We start from the raw sequence: 17763 nt of genomic DNA on the forward strand, positions 1-17763 counted from the left end.
AAGTTATAACTAAAAACATAGTTTAACAACTAATAAATTAGTTTAAAAACCAATAGACTGATAATCAACTTATTATTTTTTGTCAATACGGAATATTGTCATATTTATTCATCGAAATTCTTTTTCCTTGAAGCTTTCAATTGAGATTGTTGTTTCTTTCGATCCAGCCTTTTGAGAACACTCGAATACGGAGTTTTGGTTTTCTTACGAGGTTTTGCTGGCACAAGTGCGGCCGTCAATATACGCTTAAAGCGATCGATTGCGATTTCTTTATTGCGGACCTGCGACCGGTCGATATCGCATTCCAATTGCAGTATTCCTTCTTTATTTATACGATTTGCCAATGCGGTGAACACCATTGCTTTTTCCTCAGCAGAAACAGCTGTCGATAGCGCAACATCCCACTGCAGCAATACTTTCGATGACACCTTGTTTACATGTTGTCCACCTGCTCCACCCGACCTGGAAAACCTAAACGTAAGTTCTCCTATTACTCCTTCTAAATTCATTTATTTTTAAATGCTTCTTCTATTTTTTCCATCTTTTTTAATAGAAAGCTCAATTTTTCCACTTGATCCCGTTGTACTTCGACAAGTTCTTGTTCTTTGCGGATAATGAGATGATCTATTTTTTCATGTAATTCCCTGATTTCGAGTTCAGCCTTCAAGTTGACCATATAGTCATTTCTTGCGCGTTCACGATCCTTATCTTCCTGTCTGTTTTGACTCATCATAATAACCGGAGCCTGCAAGGCCGCCACACAGGACAAAATCAAGTTAAGTAAAATAAAGGGATACGGGTCAAAGCCTTTATTATTTAACCAAAAGATATTGGCTGCAATCCAAACAATCAAAAATAAGATAAAGGAAATAATAAAGGTCCAGCTTCCACCAAACTCAGCCACTTTATCTGCAACCCGATCTCCTACGCTGACTGACTCCTTATCATCTCCGTCCAGACTTGCGCTGATTACTTTATTTTCCTTAAAGCTATTGATTACCTGCTGATCCAATTGACTTAATTGCCCCGACTCATCTTTCAGAAATTCGGAGATATAAGTTTCCTTAAATCGTGTCAACTCGCTTGCGGCGATATACTTGTCCTTACTAAAACTTGGATATTCCTTTTTTATCAGCTTAAAAATAGGTTGTCGGATTGAAGCCCCCAAAATGCGTTGCTCCGAAGGAAATTGCTGTCCTGAAATATCACTTATAAAGTTATCCATATACCGATTTAATGTCTATTTAAAGATAGTGCTTTTTAACCAATCAAAAAATTCACAAAACTATGGCAATTGGTTTTTGTTATTTTACGCATAAATAGACGAAATTTGCAACACAAAATTCAGGAATAAGCGTTATCAATTTTTCATGTTAGCATGAAATAATTTAAAAAGACAATTGTTAAGGTAAATAACTTCGTCGATGCCTTATGAATAAAAATAGTTTATATGTGATAGACATCACATGTCTTGGACGACAACACGCAGAATACTAACATTAGGTTCCTTGGAACCTTTAAACACAAATTAAACAGCGCGTATAACGGAATGCCGTTAAAAATATACGCTCAGACATAATTACGCAAATGAAAATAGGAATTGTTTGTTATCCCACCTTTGGTGGAAGTGGTGTTGTTGCAACCGAACTAGGAAAGGCTTTGGCCGCTAATGGACATGAGATCCATTTTATCACCTACCGACAACCCGCACGTCTGGATTTCTTCTCTGAAAACCTATACTACCATGAGGTAGCTGTTTCGCAGTATCCACTTTTTGACTTTCTACCCTATGAATCTGCATTAGCCAGCAAACTGGTTGATGTTGTTCGTTTTGAAAAGTTGGATTTGATTCACGTCCACTATGCCATTCCACATGCATCGGCGGCATTTATGGCAAAACAGATCTTACTCACTACATATGGCATTAATATTCCTGTAGTAACGACCTTACATGGTACAGATATTACACTGGTTGGTAAAGACAAGAGTTTTAGTCCTGTTGTTACATTCTCCATCAATCAATCCGATGGCGTAACTGCGGTATCACAGAATCTGAAAGATCAAACGCTCCAATATTTTGATATTACGCGCGATATCAAAGTGATTCCAAACTTTATTGATCTGGACAGGTTCAGCAATAAAGATCGGACACATTTCAAAAAAGCCATTGCACCGGGCAATGAACGCATATTGGTCCATACTTCCAACTTTAGAAAAGTCAAAAATACAGAAGATGTCATTCGTATTTTTAAGAAAGTCCATGATGTCATCCCTTCCAAGTTATTAATGGTAGGTGACGGTCCTGAGCGTCGAAATGCGGAGGAGTTATCCAGAGAACTTGATGTATGCAAAGACGTCCGTTTCTTGGGGAAACAGGACGCAGTGGAAGAAATATTATCTGTATCAGATCTTTTTCTGATGCCTTCAAGTTCGGAAAGTTTCGGTCTTGCGGCTTTAGAAGCCATGGCTTGTCAAGTTCCAGTCATCTCTTCCAATACCGGAGGTTTACCCGAGCTGAATGAAAATGGTGTAACTGGATTTCTCAGTGCTGTTGGTGATGTTGAAGATATGGCGAAAAACGCGATTTATATCTTGGAAGATGGAGAACGCTTAGAAAAATTTAAGGAAGCGGCATTAAATCATGCAAAAAAATTCCAATTGTCTAATATTATGCCTTTGTATGAGCAGTATTACCAAGAAGTCATTAATCAAACAATAAAAGCACAATAAATATCACTTTAAGGCTTAAGGGATGAAAAAAATATTTTATCTTTGACCTTTGGAAAATTTCCAAAAAAACAATTATGAAATACAAACGTATCTTATTAAAACTTAGCGGTGAATCCTTAATGGGTGACCAAAGCTATGGTATCGATATTAACCGTGTATCACAATACGCTAATGATATCAAAGAAATTCACGATCAAGGTTTAGAAATTGCAATTGTTATCGGTGGCGGTAATATATACCGTGGTCTAAGCGCTGAAAAATCAGGTATGGACCGTGTTCAAGCAGACTATATGGGCATGCTTGCCACAGTCATCAACAGCATGGCTCTTCAAGATGCGCTTGAGAAAGTTGGGAAAAAGACACGTTTGCTTACTGCGATCAAAATGGAGCAAATCTGCGAACCATTCATTCGTAGAAGAGCCGTTCGCCACTTGGAAAAAGGCCGTATTGTTATTTTCGGAGCTGGTACAGGAAACCCATATTTCACAACGGATACCGCTGCATCTTTGCGTGCAATCGAAATCAATGCCGATGCTGTATTGAAAGGAACCCGCGTGGATGGTATCTACACTGCAGATCCAGAAAAAGATCCTAGTGCAACAAAATTTGAAGAAATATCATTCACAGAGGTTTATGAGAAAGGATTAAATGTCATGGATATGACAGCCTTTACCCTTTGTCAAGAAAACAAATTACCGATCATCGTATTTGATATGAACAAACCAGGCAATTTATTAAAACTTGCCAATGGTGAACATGTCGGAACTGTGGTTAAATAATTTAAATCTGTAAAAAACGTAATCTTATATGAACGAACTAATTTCAATTGAATTGGACGATTGTAAAGACAAGATGTCCAAAGCAGTTGCTCACACCGAATCCGAATTAACTAAAATTCGTGCGGGTAAAGCTTCTCCATCCATGTTAGATGGAATTTCAGTAGACTATTATGGCAGCGCCACTCCACTTTCACAAGTGGCTAACATTAATACAACTGATGCACGGACTATTGTTATCCAACCTTGGGAAAAATCGCTCATCAACGCAATTGAAAAAGCTATCACAGACGCTAACCTAGGAATCAACCCACAAAATGACGGTATCGTTATTCGTCTGAATATTCCTCCTTTGACAGAAGAAAGAAGACGTGATTTGGTTAAGAAAGTAAAAGAAGAAACTGAAAAAGGCCGTATTGGTGTTCGTAATATTCGTAAGGATGTTAACGAGTCCATCAAAAAATTAAAAAATGACGGTGCTTCAGAAGATGAAATCAAAACTGCCGAAGGTGAAGTTCAAAAGTTAACAGATGCATTCATTGTAAAAGTTGATAAATTGGCTGAACTGAAAGAAAAAGATATCATGACTGTTTAAGTTTTCCTACTTGAATAGAAAAAAGGTCTGAAAAATATTCAGACCTTTTTTATTGGTATGAAGACCTCCCCACTCCCCCCTTAAAACGGACTCTTACCGACCTACAATACCTTGGCTCTCCGAAGATTTTATAGTTTATAAAATCAACATACTCTTCAAAAATATTCCTTGTTACACCATTGATTTCTGAACAAATAATTGTACATTGTACACTAACAAGTAATCAATTATATGATGAACAATTCTCGCCGTCAATTTTTAAAGCAAGCTGGAATAGGTCTTTCGGCAGCTTATCTGGTGCCCAACTTTATATCTTGTCAAAATAAAGCCGGTGCAATCAGCGACAATCCATTACAGAATATAGGCGTACAGCTTTATTCCATCCGCGATTTAATGGATAAAGATCCGAAAGGATCTTTGGAACAAATTGCCAAAATTGGGTATAAACATGTTGAGCTCTATGGAATAGATGCTACAGCCAAACAGTTCTGGAAATTGCCCTACAAAGAGTTGAAGAAAATATTGGATGATAACGGTCTAAAAACACATTCAGGCCATTACGATATGTCCAAATACCTCAGTAAAGCTCATACCGACAAAGAAGACCTTGCGGTTTATTTTGATGCAGCAAAAGAACTTGGTCAAGAATATGTGATTGCTCCTGTAACACCGATGTTTGATCTGAATGCATTGAAAAAAGACGATTATCTCTATGCTGCAGAGCAATTGAATAAGGCTGGTGAACAGGCTAAAAAATTAGGTCTAAAAGTTGCTTATCACAACCATTTCTGGGAATTTAGGGATCTAGGCAATAATACGACGGGTGAAGAGGTGATGTTAGCATTCACTGAGCCTGATTTGGTTGATTTTGAATTAGACCTTTTCTGGGCAGAAAAAGCGGGTAAAAACCCGATAGCTTTGTTTGAAAAATTCCCCAACCGTTTTAAACTTTGGCATGTCAAAGATATGGATAAAACAAAATCCAATCCTATTGAATGGCCCAAAGATGGGAAATTGCCGATTGAGCAAATCTTCAATGATATCAAGTATACCGAAGTGGGGACCGGAAGCATCAACTTCCCTGAAATCGTCAAAGAAAGGAATAAAGCCGGACTTAAATATGCTTTTGTTGAGCAAGACAATATCTATATGCCAAATAAGATGGAAAGTCTCAAAAAAAGCTACGATTATGTACAGGCAAATCTGACAAAATAAAAAAGGGAGCAATGCTCCCTTTTTTATTTTGTCAGATTGTCAGCTTAAAATTCGGTATCTTCTACCTCCACTGCTGTCTCGATTACTTTTCTCGCCAACTCTTCTTTAAATTCGATGATATTCTTGCTGATTGTTTCATCATGTGTACCAAGAATCTGAGCCGCCAATATACCTGCATTCTTCGCCGCATTTAAAGCGACAGTTGCTACAGGAATACCATTTGGCATCTGAAGAATAGAAAGTACCGAGTCCCATCCATCAATGGAATTTGATGATTTTACAGGCACGCCTATCACAGGTAAATGTGTAATAGAAGCAACCATTCCTGGCAAATGCGCCGCACCACCCGCTCCAGCAATAATAACTTTCAAACCACGAAAAGCTGCATTTTTCGCATAATCAAACATACGTTGCGGTGTACGATGTGCTGAGACGATCGTTACCTCAAATTCCACCCCAAGGGCTTTGAGCACATCTATAGCATCCTGCATAACAGGAAGGTCTGATTTGCTTCCCATGATAATGCCTACCTGGGCCTTATTATTGACTGACATAGTATTGTTTAAGCTTTAACTTTTAATATTTCTTGTACTTTTCTTGCATTGGAGATCGCTTTCTCCCGATCATCATTGATGATACAAACATGGCCCATCTTGCGGAATGGCTTCGTATATTTCTTTCCATATAAATGGATATATACGCCTTCCATTGCCAACACCTCTTCTACTCCCTCATATTTGGCCAATCCTTCATAGCCAGGTTCACCTAACAGGTTAATCATAACGGCATTCGTTCTGCATCTGGTATCACCTAACGGTAGATTGAATATAGCCCTTAAATGCTGTGCAAATTGCGACACATAATTACCCTCTATTGTCTGGTGACCACTATTATGAGGGCGCGGAGCCAATTCGTTGACCAAAATATCACCATTTTTCGTTAGGAACATCTCTACAGCCAATATACCCACGATCTGCAAATCATCGGCAATCTTTTTTGCTATAGCCTCTGCGCGTTGTTGAATCTCTACACCATACAAAGACGGCGCAATCAAAAATTCCACCAAGTTAGCCTGAGGATTAAATTCCATTTCCACCATTGGAAATGTAGACACCTCCCCCTTATCATTCCGGGCAACAATGACCGCAATTTCCTTTTCAAAATCTACCCATTCTTCAATTAAGCTAGGTTCTTCGAACGCATCTTGTATATCCTGCTGGGTGACAATCTTCTTTACCCCTTTTCCATCATATCCATCCTTACGTAATTTCTGGATATAGGGTAAGCTTAATGAGGCATTTACTAAATTATCCTTATTGGATATCAATTGAAACGCCGAAGTTGGTATATCGTTTTGTTTAAAAAATTGCTTTTGTAGACCTTTATCTTGAATCAGACGAATGATACGTGATTGTGGATATACAATTACTCCCTCTCCTTCCAGTTTCTCCAAAGCATCTACATTCACCTTCTCGATCTCGATCGTGATCATGTCCAGATCCTTACCGAAATTATAGACCGTTTCAAAATCGCCCAATGAACCACATTCAAATTTATTGCACAACTTGCGACAAGGAGCATTCTTATCCGGGTCCAATACATGAACATTTACATTGTAATTAATGGCTTCCTGGATGAGCATTCTTCCCAGTTGACCACCGCCAAGAATACCCAATTGCAATTCACCATAAAAATCTTTTGCCATAATTGATTTAAAATCTTATAAAATTTATCTTTTAAGCTTTTCCGCTGAACAATTGCTCACCTAACAAGCTTTCTTTGTCTATCTTTTTTTGCAATTCAATAAAAGCACCAATTAGCGCCTCGGGACGTGGTGGACATCCCTGGACATAAACATCCACAGGGATAATGCGATCCACCCCCTTGACCACATGATAACCATGCTGCCAATATGGACCACCACAGTTGGAACAAGAGCCCATCGAAATAACATATTTAGGATCTGGCATCTGTTCATATAGTTTCTTGATACGATCGGCCATCTTAAAGGTAACCGTTCCAGCAATAATGATCACGTCGGATTGCCTTGGAGAAGGCCTTGGAAATACGCCCATCCGATCTAAATCGTAAGTTGAAGCCATTGCCCCCATCATTTCAATGGCACAGCAAGCAATACCAAAGCTCATAGGCCACATTGAAGATAATCTTGCCCAATTCAGCAAATCATCTAATTTGGCAACAATAACACCATTATTCTGCAATTGACTATCTAAACTCATGCTTACTCAGTTTTTTTAAATCGAGGTTTAAAGGCTGGTTTCGGTGTCGACACCTGTTCATCTATCGTTGTTTTGTGCGCGACAGTTTCATCTACAACCAGTGCATAATCACGCACCTGATAAGTCTTACTATTCAGGCTTGCATAGGCGCTATCCGGGATAGGTACAGGAACTTTAGGTAAGGACACATTTGGTTTAACCCATTCTAAATCGCCCTTTTTCCAGACAAAAACCAATCCTAGAATTAAAATACCAATGAACATAGCCATTTCAATCATGGTAAACCATCCCCACCTTCCATCTGCCGCAATATATTCAGACTGTCCAAATACAGTGGCCCATGGAAAAATAAAAATAAGCTCCACATCAAAAAGTAAAAATACGAGGGCGATCACATAAAACCGTGGATTAAACTGAACCCAAGAAGAACCAATGGGATCCTCTCCACATTCGTAGGTACCAGATTTGATGGGATTATTCTTTTTCGGAGAGATTAAACGTGCAAGAAAAATGGTCGCACAGACTAACAGCGCCCCTATCAGAAGAATGATAAGGATTTTGCCGTATTCCGATAATTGCGCGGGGTCATCCATAATAATTACAAATTTAACAAATATTTCGTTCACTCGGGTGAGGAACTTGAAATTACGAATTATTTCTTTAAAAACAGTTCGAATTTTACGGAATCAACCAGCAGTATCCTGTCCGCAAGTAACCTAGATTCATCTTGTACAGCGCATAGTAGAAACGAAAAAATTAATCAAAAAGGCAACACAATGATCAAAGCCTTCATGACTTCGCAGACTCCAACAGCAATGAAAGCGGAATGAAGATTCTTTCTGGCCAATAAGATTAGACACTTTCAGAAAAAAAAATAGGGCATCGTATAAAACGATGCCCTTCTTATGATGTAACTATTCTCTAAAAATTACATTTTTCCTGGCATTTTGGGCATATTACGCATCATTTTAGCTGCCATCGCTGGATTAGACATCTGCTTCATGACTTTACGCATATCACCAAATTGTTTCAATAACTTATTCACTTCATTAATATCAGTACCTGATCCTTTCGCAATACGTAAACGACGTTTTTGATCAATGACATCTGGATTTTCGCGTTCAAAAGGTGTCATGGAATCGATAATCGCTTCAATGGGTTTGAAAGCATTGTCATCTACTTCAATATCTTTCATTGCTTTACCAACACCAGGGATCATTCCCATGAGGTCTTTCATATTACCCATTTTCTTGATTTGTTGAATCTGGGATTTAAAATCGTTGAAATCGAATTTATTCTTACGGATTTTCTTTTGGAGCTCTGCAGCTTGCTTCTCATCAAACTGTTGCTGCGCACGTTCCACTAAGGATACGACGTCACCCATACCCAAAATACGGGATGCCATACGATCAGGGTGGAATACATCCAATGCATCCATCTTTTCACCTGTACCAATAAACTTAATGGGTTTATTAACGACAGATTTAATCGACAATGCAGCACCACCACGTGTATCACCATCCAACTTAGTCAATACTACACCTGTAAAGTCCAGACGGTCGTTGAACGTTTTAGCCGTATTCACGGCATCTTGACCAGTCATTGAATCCACAACAAATAGGATTTCGTCTGGTTTTGTCGCTTCTTTAACTGCAGTAATCTCTACCATTAAAGGCTCATCGATCGCCAAACGACCAGCTGTATCGATGATTACGACGTTATTTCCATTACGTTTTGCTTCTTCCACACCGGCTTTGGCAATCGCAATAGGATCGTTAGATTCACGATTCACATACACTGGTACGCCCACTTGTTCCGCGAGCACTTCCAATTGATCGATCGCTGCAGGACGGTAAACGTCACCAGCCACCAATAATGGTTTTTTATTCTTTTTATCTTTAAGGTACAAGGCCAACTTACCTGAGAACGTTGTTTTACCAGCACCATTCAAACCCGCAATTAAAATGACTGTTGGATTTTTTCCAGTCTCAAGCTCTGTAACAGATCCGCCCATCAAAGCTGTCAACTCATCATTCATGATCTTCGTCAACAATTGGCCCGGGGAAATACTTGTCAGTACATTTTCGCCTAAAGCTTTTTGTTTAACATCGTCGGTAAAAGTTTTGGCAGTTTTATAATTCACATCGGCATCCAACAACGCTTTGCGAATTTCTTTCATCGTTTCTGCAACGTTGATCTCGGTAATACTACCTTGTCCTTTTAATACTTTAAAGGCCCTATCTAACTTATCTTGAAGATTTGAAAACATAAAATCTGAATCTTATTCTATATAAACAGCAAAGTTAAAAAAATTGTCTATAGTAACCTCATTAACACACCATAAAAAATGCGACTATAAAAAATAATCGCATTTTTGTAGGGTAAAGTTACAATACCCGTATTTAATCACTTCTACGGCCACCGAATAAAATCGATGCATAATATAAAAGTGTCACCAACGCACTTAACGCTGCTACAACATATGTCATCGCCGCCCATTTCAAAGCATCTTTTGCACCGTCATGCTCTTCACCATTATAGGTTACACCAGCATGGTTTAACCATTCCAGCGCGCGGTTCGACGCATCAAACTCGACAGGCAAGGTGATAAAAGAAAATAAGGTTGTAATAGCCAGCGCCCCAACTCCAACAGCTAAAAGCCATGGATTACCACCTTTAGAAAAAGCAAACAGCATAACGCCCAACATCAATACCCATGAAGTCATTTTGGAAGCCGCATTGACCATCGGTACCATTGCCGAACGGAAACCCAACCATTTATAGGCTTTGGCGTGCTGTACAGCGTGACCACATTCGTGTGCCGCTACCGCTGCAGCTGCAACACTGCGACCACTGTAAACTTCAGGGCTTAAATTAACGGTTTTATCCGACGGATTATAGTGATCTCCCAAACGATCTGGGATAGACAATACCTTTACATCATATATACCGTTATCATTTAACATTTTTTGCGCAATCTCAGCTCCAGACATCCCGTTGCTCAAAGGCATTTCGGAGTATTTCTTAAATTTGTTTTTGAATCTTGTTTGGACAATTAGGCTTACCACCATTATTCCAATAAATAAAATCAAGTACATAGCTATTCAATCGTTTTATAGTTATAATATGACTATCAAACCTTATTCCAATCGTTGAAAAAAGGTATATGCATAAATTTCTAAGATAAAAAAAGTCTTTGACCTGACAAAAAGAACAGGTTCTTCTGATCTCCACATGACATAATTGCCACATCATTTGGACAAATAACTCCGCTTTCAGCTTCGGTCCAACGAAACACTTACACTGATTAACAAGAATTCAATACGTATACTCATCGGTCATTTCTGAAGGCGAGCAGTTATTTTAAGTTCAATCAGGAGCAGATTATTGAAGGAAATGGCTTTTGAAGGCATGATGCGCAAAGGATTGTAGCATTGCCTTAATGACAAACAAACGGTGGGAAAATACAAAAGCAGCTAAACTTCCCTTTGATCCCAATTAGAATGTAAATAAAAAGGGGCGTCTTGTAATGCCCCCTTTATTATAAATAGCCCATTTGCAGGGTAAGATCGGTACCTTCAATCATCTTACGTAAATTACTCAATGCGTAGCGCATCCTTCCCAAAGCAGTATTGATACTTACTTCGGTTATTTCTGCAATATCTTTAAAACTCATATCACAAAAATGTCGCATAATGAGCACCTCTTTTTGATCGTCCGGAAGTTTTTGGATCATTTTCTTAAGATCAACATCAACCTGCTGTTTGAGCATTTTTGACTCTGCGCTTTCATCACTAAATTCGAGCACCTCAAAAATATCAAAGCCATCAGCATTCACAATATTTGGAGCACGTTTTGCTTTTCTAAAAAAGTCAACAATCATATTGTGTGCTATACGAATAGCCCAAGGTAAAAACTTACCCTCTTCATTATATTTACCGGATTTTAATGTGTTGATGATTTTAATGAAAGTCTCCTGGAAAATATCTTCAGCAAGATATTCATCTTTTACTTTCATATATATAGAAGTATATATTTTCGATTTATATCGATTCAACAATGCCTCTAGACCGGACTCTTGGCCACCGACATACATTTGGATCAACTCTTGATCGCTTTTACCTTTTAGAAGTCTCATACGTCACTTACTTTTTTAGCAGTTCGCAAATAAATTATCAGTTCTGTGTTAAAATGTAAATGTTTGCCGTATAAACTATCCTTTCTTATTGTAAAACAATCAATTAATCTAAAACCAAATTACCGCAAAATAAATGAGTAATCAAATTATTACAATTTATTTTAAGGTTTTTTAACATTTAAAAATAAGTTATCTACCTCACATTTCCAAACCGAGCTCTTAAGGCAATACTCCCATTCCCTCCGAAACAAGCTAGAACCAGCAGTTGTACATGAGAAGGACAACACGCCAATGAGGCATTATTCAATCCGAACTTTATAGGGAGTTAATAGGGACCTAATAGGGACCTCATTCGGATGAATCCCTATTTGAACCGTATAAAATACGGTTCAGGTTATTATATAATTCCCGTGATAAGTTAAATTGGTACGGGCTTATACCATACATGTTATGCTGAGAATAGCTGTAGGAATAAAAAAAAGCGGAACCACCGCATCGGTGATTCCGCTTTTTTTTATTCCTAGGGGAATTTCTTATTTATACAATGGGAACTCAGCCATCATTGCTCTTAATTTGCCATGGATCAAATCCAGTTGAGCATCGTTAGATGCATTTTTCAATGCCTCATCGATCAACTCGCCAATTTGTATAATTTCATTCTCTTTAATACCACGTGTTGTAATTGCAGCAGTACCAAAACGTACACCTGAAGTCACAAAAGGAGAACGTGTATCAAAAGGAACCATATTTTTATTTGTTGTAATACCGGCTTTACCTAATACAGCTTCAGCTTCTTTACCAGAAATATCTTTGTTGCGAAGATCCACCAACATCAAGTGATTGTCTGTACCACCAGAGATGATCTTGTAATCTCTTTCCACAAAGAATTGTGCCAATGCAGCTGCATTTTTCTTTACCTGAACGATATATTCCATATACTCATCGGATAAAGCCTCACCGTAAGCTATTGCTTTCGCTGCGATTGTATGCTCCAAAGGACCACCTTGTGTACCTGGGAATACAGCTAAATCCAATAATTGCGTGATTGTACGGATTTCACCTTTAGGTGTTTTGATGCCCCATGGATTTTCAAAATCTTTACCGACCATAATCATACCACCACGTGGGCCACGAAGCGTTTTGTGTGTCGTTGTCGTAACGATATGGCAATGTGGAAGTGGATCATTCAATAAACCACGAGCGATTAAACCTGCAGGGTGAGAAATATCAGCCATTACGATAGCACCTATTTCGTCTGCAACTTTACGAATGCGCGCATAATCCCAATCACGAGAATAAGCCGAAGCACCACAGATGATCATCTTTGGTTTTTCACGAAGCGCTGTTTCTTCCAATTGCTCGTAGTCAATTAGACCTGTATCTTCTTTTACACCATAAAATAATGGTTGATAGATCTTACCAGATAAGTTCGCTGGTGAACCGTGTGTCAAGTGACCACCGTGAGATAAATCAAGACCTAAAATTTTGTCACCAGGTTTGATTGTCGCCAAAAAAACAGCCGCATTCGCTTGAGCACCAGAGTGAGGCTGAACATTTACCCATTCTGCGCCAAATAATTGTTTTGCACGATCAATTGCGATGGTTTCAATCTCATCCACAACTTCACAACCTCCATAGTAACGTTTTCCTGGGAGGCCTTCTGCATATTTATTTGTCAACACTGAACCAGCAGCTTCCATCACTTGTTTTGAAACAAAGTTTTCTGAAGCAATTAATTCAATACCTTCTTCTTGGCGTTTAAGCTCATCAGCTATTAAATTAAAAATGGCTTGATCTCTTTCCATTGTTTTTAAATGTTGTAAAGTAAATTTTGTAGTTTATTTTAATGCCTCAAAGATAGCATATTCCATAAAGAATATCGACAAAAAGTCCTATTTTATTAAATATTCTTAGAAAAACAGCCTTATTTATGCGAATTACCTAATTAGGTCAAGATCATTTTATGGTGCTATCGGACAGAATAAGCGTACGAAGAATTGAATGTTTCGAAAATGTCAAAAAATTCCGGTCAAGCATTTTGCCATTAAAAAAATGTATTTTTGTATTGGATTGGCTAAAACACTATTACAATGAGTACAGAACATACAGCAGTTGCTCCTGTTTCCTTAACAGAAGGGGCAATCAAGGAACTAAATAAATTAAAGGATCAACAAGAAATCTCTGATGATTTTGGTTTACGTGTCGGTGTTGAAGGCGGCGGTTGTTCCGGTATGAGTTATATCTTGGGCTTTGACCAGAAAAAGGACGGCGATAACGAATACGAAATTCAAGGAATTCGCATCTTTATGAACAAAGCACATGGCCTATATCTTGCCGGTATGGAAATCGACTTCAAATCGGGACTCGATGCAAGGGGCTTCACATTCAACAATCCCAATGCAACAAGTACCTGCGGATGCGGAAGCAGTTTTTCAGCATAACTGAATTTCAGCAAGAATGAAATAACAAAGGGACTGCCATGGGTAGTCCCTTTGTCGTAGCAGATGCTTCCATCATTTTCGCCAGTTGATCAAGGGGGAGATTTCAAAAAGTTCAACCTCGATTTAATGATATAAGCACAACAAAGCCCTCTTTCATTTTCCATCATAAATCACTAAATTAGCGACCTTTAGAAAAGAAGCATACAACAGTCTGATGTACAAAGAATATAAGCAGTTAAATTTACCCGAGATAGGTAAAGAGATTTTGACCCGTTGGGAACAGGAAAAAATATTCGAAAAAAGTATCAATAATCGTCCTGAAAGCAAGACCTATACATTTTTTGAAGGTCCGCCTTCTGCAAATGGAATGCCTGGAATTCACCACGTGATGGCACGTACGATTAAGGATATTTTCTGTCGTTACAAGACTTTGAAAGGTTACCAAGTGAAACGAAAAGGCGGCTGGGATACCCATGGTCTGCCCATTGAACTTGCTGTCGAAAAAGCTCTTGGAATCACAAAAGAGGATATCGGCAAAAAGATTACTGTAGAACAATATAATGACGCTTGTCGCAAGGAGGTAATGAAATATACCGATGTATGGAATGACCTAACCACCAAAATGGGCTATTGGGTTGACCTTGAGCATCCTTATATTACTTACAAGAATGAATACATCGAAACCTTATGGTATTTATTAAAAGAACTTTACAAAAAAGGTCTTTTGTACAAGGGGTATACGATACAACCTTACTCTCCGGCAGCAGGTACGGGATTGAGTTCGCATGAACTTAACCAGCCCGGCACCTATAAAGATGTTAAAGATACCACCATCGTTGCAGAATTTAGACTGATCAAAAGTCAGCTTCACCCAGCTATAGAAAAATTAGTTGACGACGATGCGGAGGATGTAGCATTCATTGCCTGGACGACCACGCCATGGACTTTACCGTCCAACACAGCTTTGGTTGTAGGCAAGAAAATAAATTATGTTAAGATCCGAACTTTCAATAAATATACCGGTGCTCCTGTATCTGTCGTGTTAGCGAAAGATTTGATCAGCAAACATTTTAAAGCGGAAGGAGAAAATGCATCCTTCCAAGACTATAAATTGGGCGACAAAGTAATTCCTTGGGAGCTTGCAGCAGAATTTGTAGGCGAAGAACTTGTTGGCTTGCGCTACGAGCAATTGTTGCCTTATATCACCAACGAGGACTTACAAGAAAATGCTTTCCGCGTTATTCCAGGCGACTTTGTTACGACTGAAGACGGTACCGGTATCGTTCACGCTGCTCCTACTTATGGTGCGGATGACTTTCGTGTAGCAAAAGAACATGGTGTACCGGGCATCTTGGTGAAAGATGAAAATGGAAAAGAGGTACCTACTGTTGACCGTACCGGACGTTTTGTAAGTGAAATCACAGATTTTGCCGGAAGATTTGTCAAAGAGGAATATTACAGCACAGAGGAACGTTCAAAAGAAGACTTCAAACCCACAGACGTGTTGATCTCTATCAAACTAAAAGAGGACAACAAAGCTTTCGATGTCAAAAAATATGAGCATACCTATCCACATTGTTGGCGTACAGACAAACCTGTTCTATACTATCCATTAGATAGCTGGTTTATCCGCACGACAGCAGTGAAGGAAGATTTGGTTGCATTAAATAAAACCATCAACTGGAAACCTGAAGCAACCGGTACCGGCCGCTTTGGAAACTGGTTAGAAAACTTGGTGGACTGGAACCTTTCGCGTTCGCGTTACTGGGGAACTCCACTTCCTATCTGGCGTTCAGAAGACGAAAATGAAGAAGTTTGTATCGGCTCCTTACCTGAATTAAAATCCTTATTGGAAGCTTCTTTGACCTCAGACGTTTTATCTGACGATGAAAAAGCGAAAAATAAAGCTTACTTGGATAAATTCGACACCGAGCAACTGGATCTTCACCGTCCATATGTTGACGATATCGTTCTTGTTTCTGATGCCGGACAAAAGTTATTCCGCGAACCTGATCTGATAGACGTATGGTTTGATTCAGGCGCAATGCCTTATGCACAATGGGGATTGGATCACGAAAAACTAGCCAAAGGCGAAGAGTTTCCTTTTAAAGCTGGATTTGATCATGCATACCCTGCAGACTTTATCGCTGAAGGAGTTGATCAAACACGGGGTTGGTTTTTCACCTTACATGCGATTTCTACAATGATGTACAAATCGGTTTCCTTCAAAAACGTGGTTTCCAATGGCTTGGTGTTGGATAAAAATGGAAATAAGATGTCCAAACGCCTAGGCAATGGTGTTGATCCATTCTCGACGATCGATCAATACAGTGCCGATGCAACACGCTGGTACATGATCAGCAATGCCGCACCATGGGACAACCTTAAATTCAATATGGAAGGATTGGATGAAGTCCGCCGTAAATTCTTTGGTACTTTATATAATACCTACGCTTTTTTTGCATTGTATGCCAATATCGATAAGTTCTCGTATTCAGAACCAGATATCGCTTTGGAAAAACGTCCTGAAATTGACCGTTGGATTATCTCCTTGTTAAATTCGTTGACCAAGGAGGTAGACGAATACTTAGCGGATTACGAGCCTACAAAGGCCGCGCGCGCTATTCAAAACTTTGTTGATGAACATCTCAGCAACTGGTATGTCCGTCTTTGCCGTCGTCGTTTCTGGAAAGGAGATTATACAGAAGATAAAATTTCGGCCTATCAAACACTTTATACATGTCTTGATACGATTGCGAAATTGATGTCCCCAATATCACCTTTCTTCTCGGATAGATTATTCCTGGATTTGAATTCAGCCACTAACAAGGAACAAGTTGAATCTGTTCACCTGGCGAATTTCCCGGTTTATAATGAAAGTCTAGTCGATAAAGATCTGGAAGAACGCATGGCTTTAGCGCAGGATATCTCATCGCTGACACTTTCTTTACGGAAGAAAACTTCCATCAATGTACGTCAACCATTAAACAAAATTTTGGTTCCGGTACTTGATAGTGCTTTCCAAGAAAAGGTAGAGAAAGTAAAAGATCTGATACTTTCTGAGACCAATATCAAAGATATCGAGTTCATTACAGATACCACTGGTATTATTAAGAAAAAAATAAAACCAAATTTCAAAGCTCTTGGCGCGAAAGTTGGTAAGGATATGAAGTTAGTTTCTTCGTCTATCCAATCGTTGACTATAGATCAAATCAGCACGTTGGAATCAACAGGCGAATTGGCCCTAGCAGGCACGCCATATACGATTTTACTGAGCGATGTAGAAATTATAGCAGAAGACGTTGAAGGATGGCAAGTAGCGAATCTAGGTAAATTGACCGTAGCATTAGATGTACATATCACCGAAGAATTGAAAAAAGAAGGTTTGTCAAGAGAATTGATCAACCGCCTACAAAATCTAAGGAAGGATAAAGGATTAGAAGTCACTGATAGAATTAACGTAAAGTTAACAGCTGCTTCAGAAGTGGTCAATGCTGCCAACGAAAATTTATCGTATATTTGCACCGAAATTCTGGCCGATTCATTGGTATTTGAAGATTCACTAACTGAAGGAGAGACCATCGAGATCGATGGCAAAGAACTTAAGGCATTAATCCAAAAAAATTAA

At 38.9% G+C, this 17763-nt stretch carries 16 protein-coding genes; 6 read left to right on the top strand and 10 right to left on the bottom strand.

What is annotated here, in order from left to right; genetic code table 11:
- Positions 1-104: 104 nt before the first annotated feature.
- Positions 105-509 (bottom strand): alternative ribosome rescue aminoacyl-tRNA hydrolase ArfB, encoded by a 405-nt coding sequence (arfB, locus tag IQ31_RS08990; protein ID WP_075991135.1) that lies wholly within the window; start codon positions 507-509, stop codon positions 105-107.
- On the bottom strand, positions 506-1225 hold the full coding sequence (locus IQ31_RS08995; protein ID WP_088160301.1) for a DUF1003 domain-containing protein: 720 nt from the start codon (positions 1223-1225) through the stop codon (positions 506-508). The genes arfB and IQ31_RS08995 overlap by 4 nt, the downstream gene beginning before the upstream one ends.
- A gap of 362 nt (positions 1226-1587) precedes the next feature.
- Here IQ31_RS08995 and bshA point away from each other — a divergent pair, with 362 nt between their 5' ends.
- The 4 genes from bshA to IQ31_RS09015 all read left to right on the top strand — a co-directional run bounded on the left by bshA (position 1588) and on the right by IQ31_RS09015 (position 5316).
- Positions 1588-2730: an N-acetyl-alpha-D-glucosaminyl L-malate synthase BshA gene (gene bshA / locus IQ31_RS09000; RefSeq protein ID WP_088160300.1), complete on the top strand. Its 1143-nt coding sequence runs from the start codon at positions 1588-1590 to the stop codon at positions 2728-2730.
- Between the two features lie 74 nt (positions 2731-2804).
- On the top strand, positions 2805-3509 hold the full coding sequence (gene pyrH / locus IQ31_RS09005; protein WP_075991132.1) for a UMP kinase: 705 nt from the start codon (positions 2805-2807) through the stop codon (positions 3507-3509).
- A gap of 28 nt (positions 3510-3537) precedes the next feature.
- On the top strand, positions 3538-4101 hold the full coding sequence (gene frr, locus IQ31_RS09010; RefSeq protein ID WP_088160299.1) for a ribosome recycling factor: 564 nt from the start codon (positions 3538-3540) through the stop codon (positions 4099-4101).
- Positions 4102-4332: 231 nt separating this feature from the next.
- Positions 4333-5316 (top strand): sugar phosphate isomerase/epimerase family protein, encoded by a 984-nt coding sequence (locus IQ31_RS09015; protein WP_227550265.1) that lies wholly within the window; start codon positions 4333-4335, stop codon positions 5314-5316.
- Positions 5317-5360: 44 nt separating this feature from the next.
- Here the strand turns inward: IQ31_RS09015 and purE are convergent, their stop codons facing one another.
- From purE to glyA, 8 genes are all read right to left on the bottom strand, one after another.
- Entirely contained in the window at positions 5361-5870 is a 510-nt protein-coding gene (gene purE, locus IQ31_RS09020) for a 5-(carboxyamino)imidazole ribonucleotide mutase (RefSeq protein ID WP_088160297.1), read from the bottom strand.
- Between the two features lie 8 nt (positions 5871-5878).
- Positions 5879-7021, bottom strand: coding sequence for a 5-(carboxyamino)imidazole ribonucleotide synthase (locus tag IQ31_RS09025; protein ID WP_088160296.1), 1143 nt, complete (start codon positions 7019-7021; stop codon positions 5879-5881).
- A 31-nt stretch (positions 7022-7052) separates the two neighbouring features.
- Positions 7053-7556, bottom strand: coding sequence for an NADH-quinone oxidoreductase subunit B (locus IQ31_RS09030; RefSeq protein WP_088160295.1), 504 nt, complete (start codon positions 7554-7556; stop codon positions 7053-7055).
- A 2-nt stretch (positions 7557-7558) separates the two neighbouring features.
- Positions 7559-8149 (bottom strand): NADH-quinone oxidoreductase subunit A, encoded by a 591-nt coding sequence (locus IQ31_RS09035; protein ID WP_088160294.1) that lies wholly within the window; start codon positions 8147-8149, stop codon positions 7559-7561.
- 335 nt (positions 8150-8484) lie between these two features.
- Positions 8485-9825 carry a signal recognition particle protein gene (gene ffh / locus IQ31_RS09040; protein ID WP_075991125.1) on the bottom strand — a complete coding sequence of 447 codons (1341 nt, stop codon included), beginning with the start codon at positions 9823-9825 and terminating at the stop codon, positions 8485-8487.
- Between the two features lie 133 nt (positions 9826-9958).
- Complete coding sequence (locus IQ31_RS09045; protein ID WP_088160292.1) at positions 9959-10654, bottom strand: zinc metallopeptidase; 696 nt, start codon at positions 10652-10654, stop codon at positions 9959-9961.
- A gap of 443 nt (positions 10655-11097) precedes the next feature.
- Positions 11098-11694, bottom strand: coding sequence for an RNA polymerase sigma factor (locus IQ31_RS09050; protein WP_075991123.1), 597 nt, complete (start codon positions 11692-11694; stop codon positions 11098-11100).
- A 533-nt stretch (positions 11695-12227) separates the two neighbouring features.
- Positions 12228-13499, bottom strand: a complete 1272-nt coding sequence (glyA, locus tag IQ31_RS09055) for a serine hydroxymethyltransferase (protein ID WP_145327814.1) — start codon at positions 13497-13499, stop codon at positions 12228-12230.
- Between the two features lie 285 nt (positions 13500-13784).
- Here glyA and IQ31_RS09060 point away from each other — a divergent pair, with 285 nt between their 5' ends.
- Positions 13785-14135: a HesB/IscA family protein gene (locus tag IQ31_RS09060; RefSeq protein ID WP_046674047.1), complete on the top strand. Its 351-nt coding sequence runs from the start codon at positions 13785-13787 to the stop codon at positions 14133-14135.
- Positions 14136-14349: 214 nt separating this feature from the next.
- Positions 14350-17763, top strand: a complete 3414-nt coding sequence (gene ileS, locus IQ31_RS09065; RefSeq protein WP_088160291.1) for an isoleucine--tRNA ligase — start codon at positions 14350-14352, stop codon at positions 17761-17763.

It is taken from the genome of Sphingobacterium siyangense, assembly GCF_007830445.1.
GTDB lineage: Bacteria > Bacteroidota > Bacteroidia > Sphingobacteriales > Sphingobacteriaceae > Sphingobacterium > Sphingobacterium siyangense.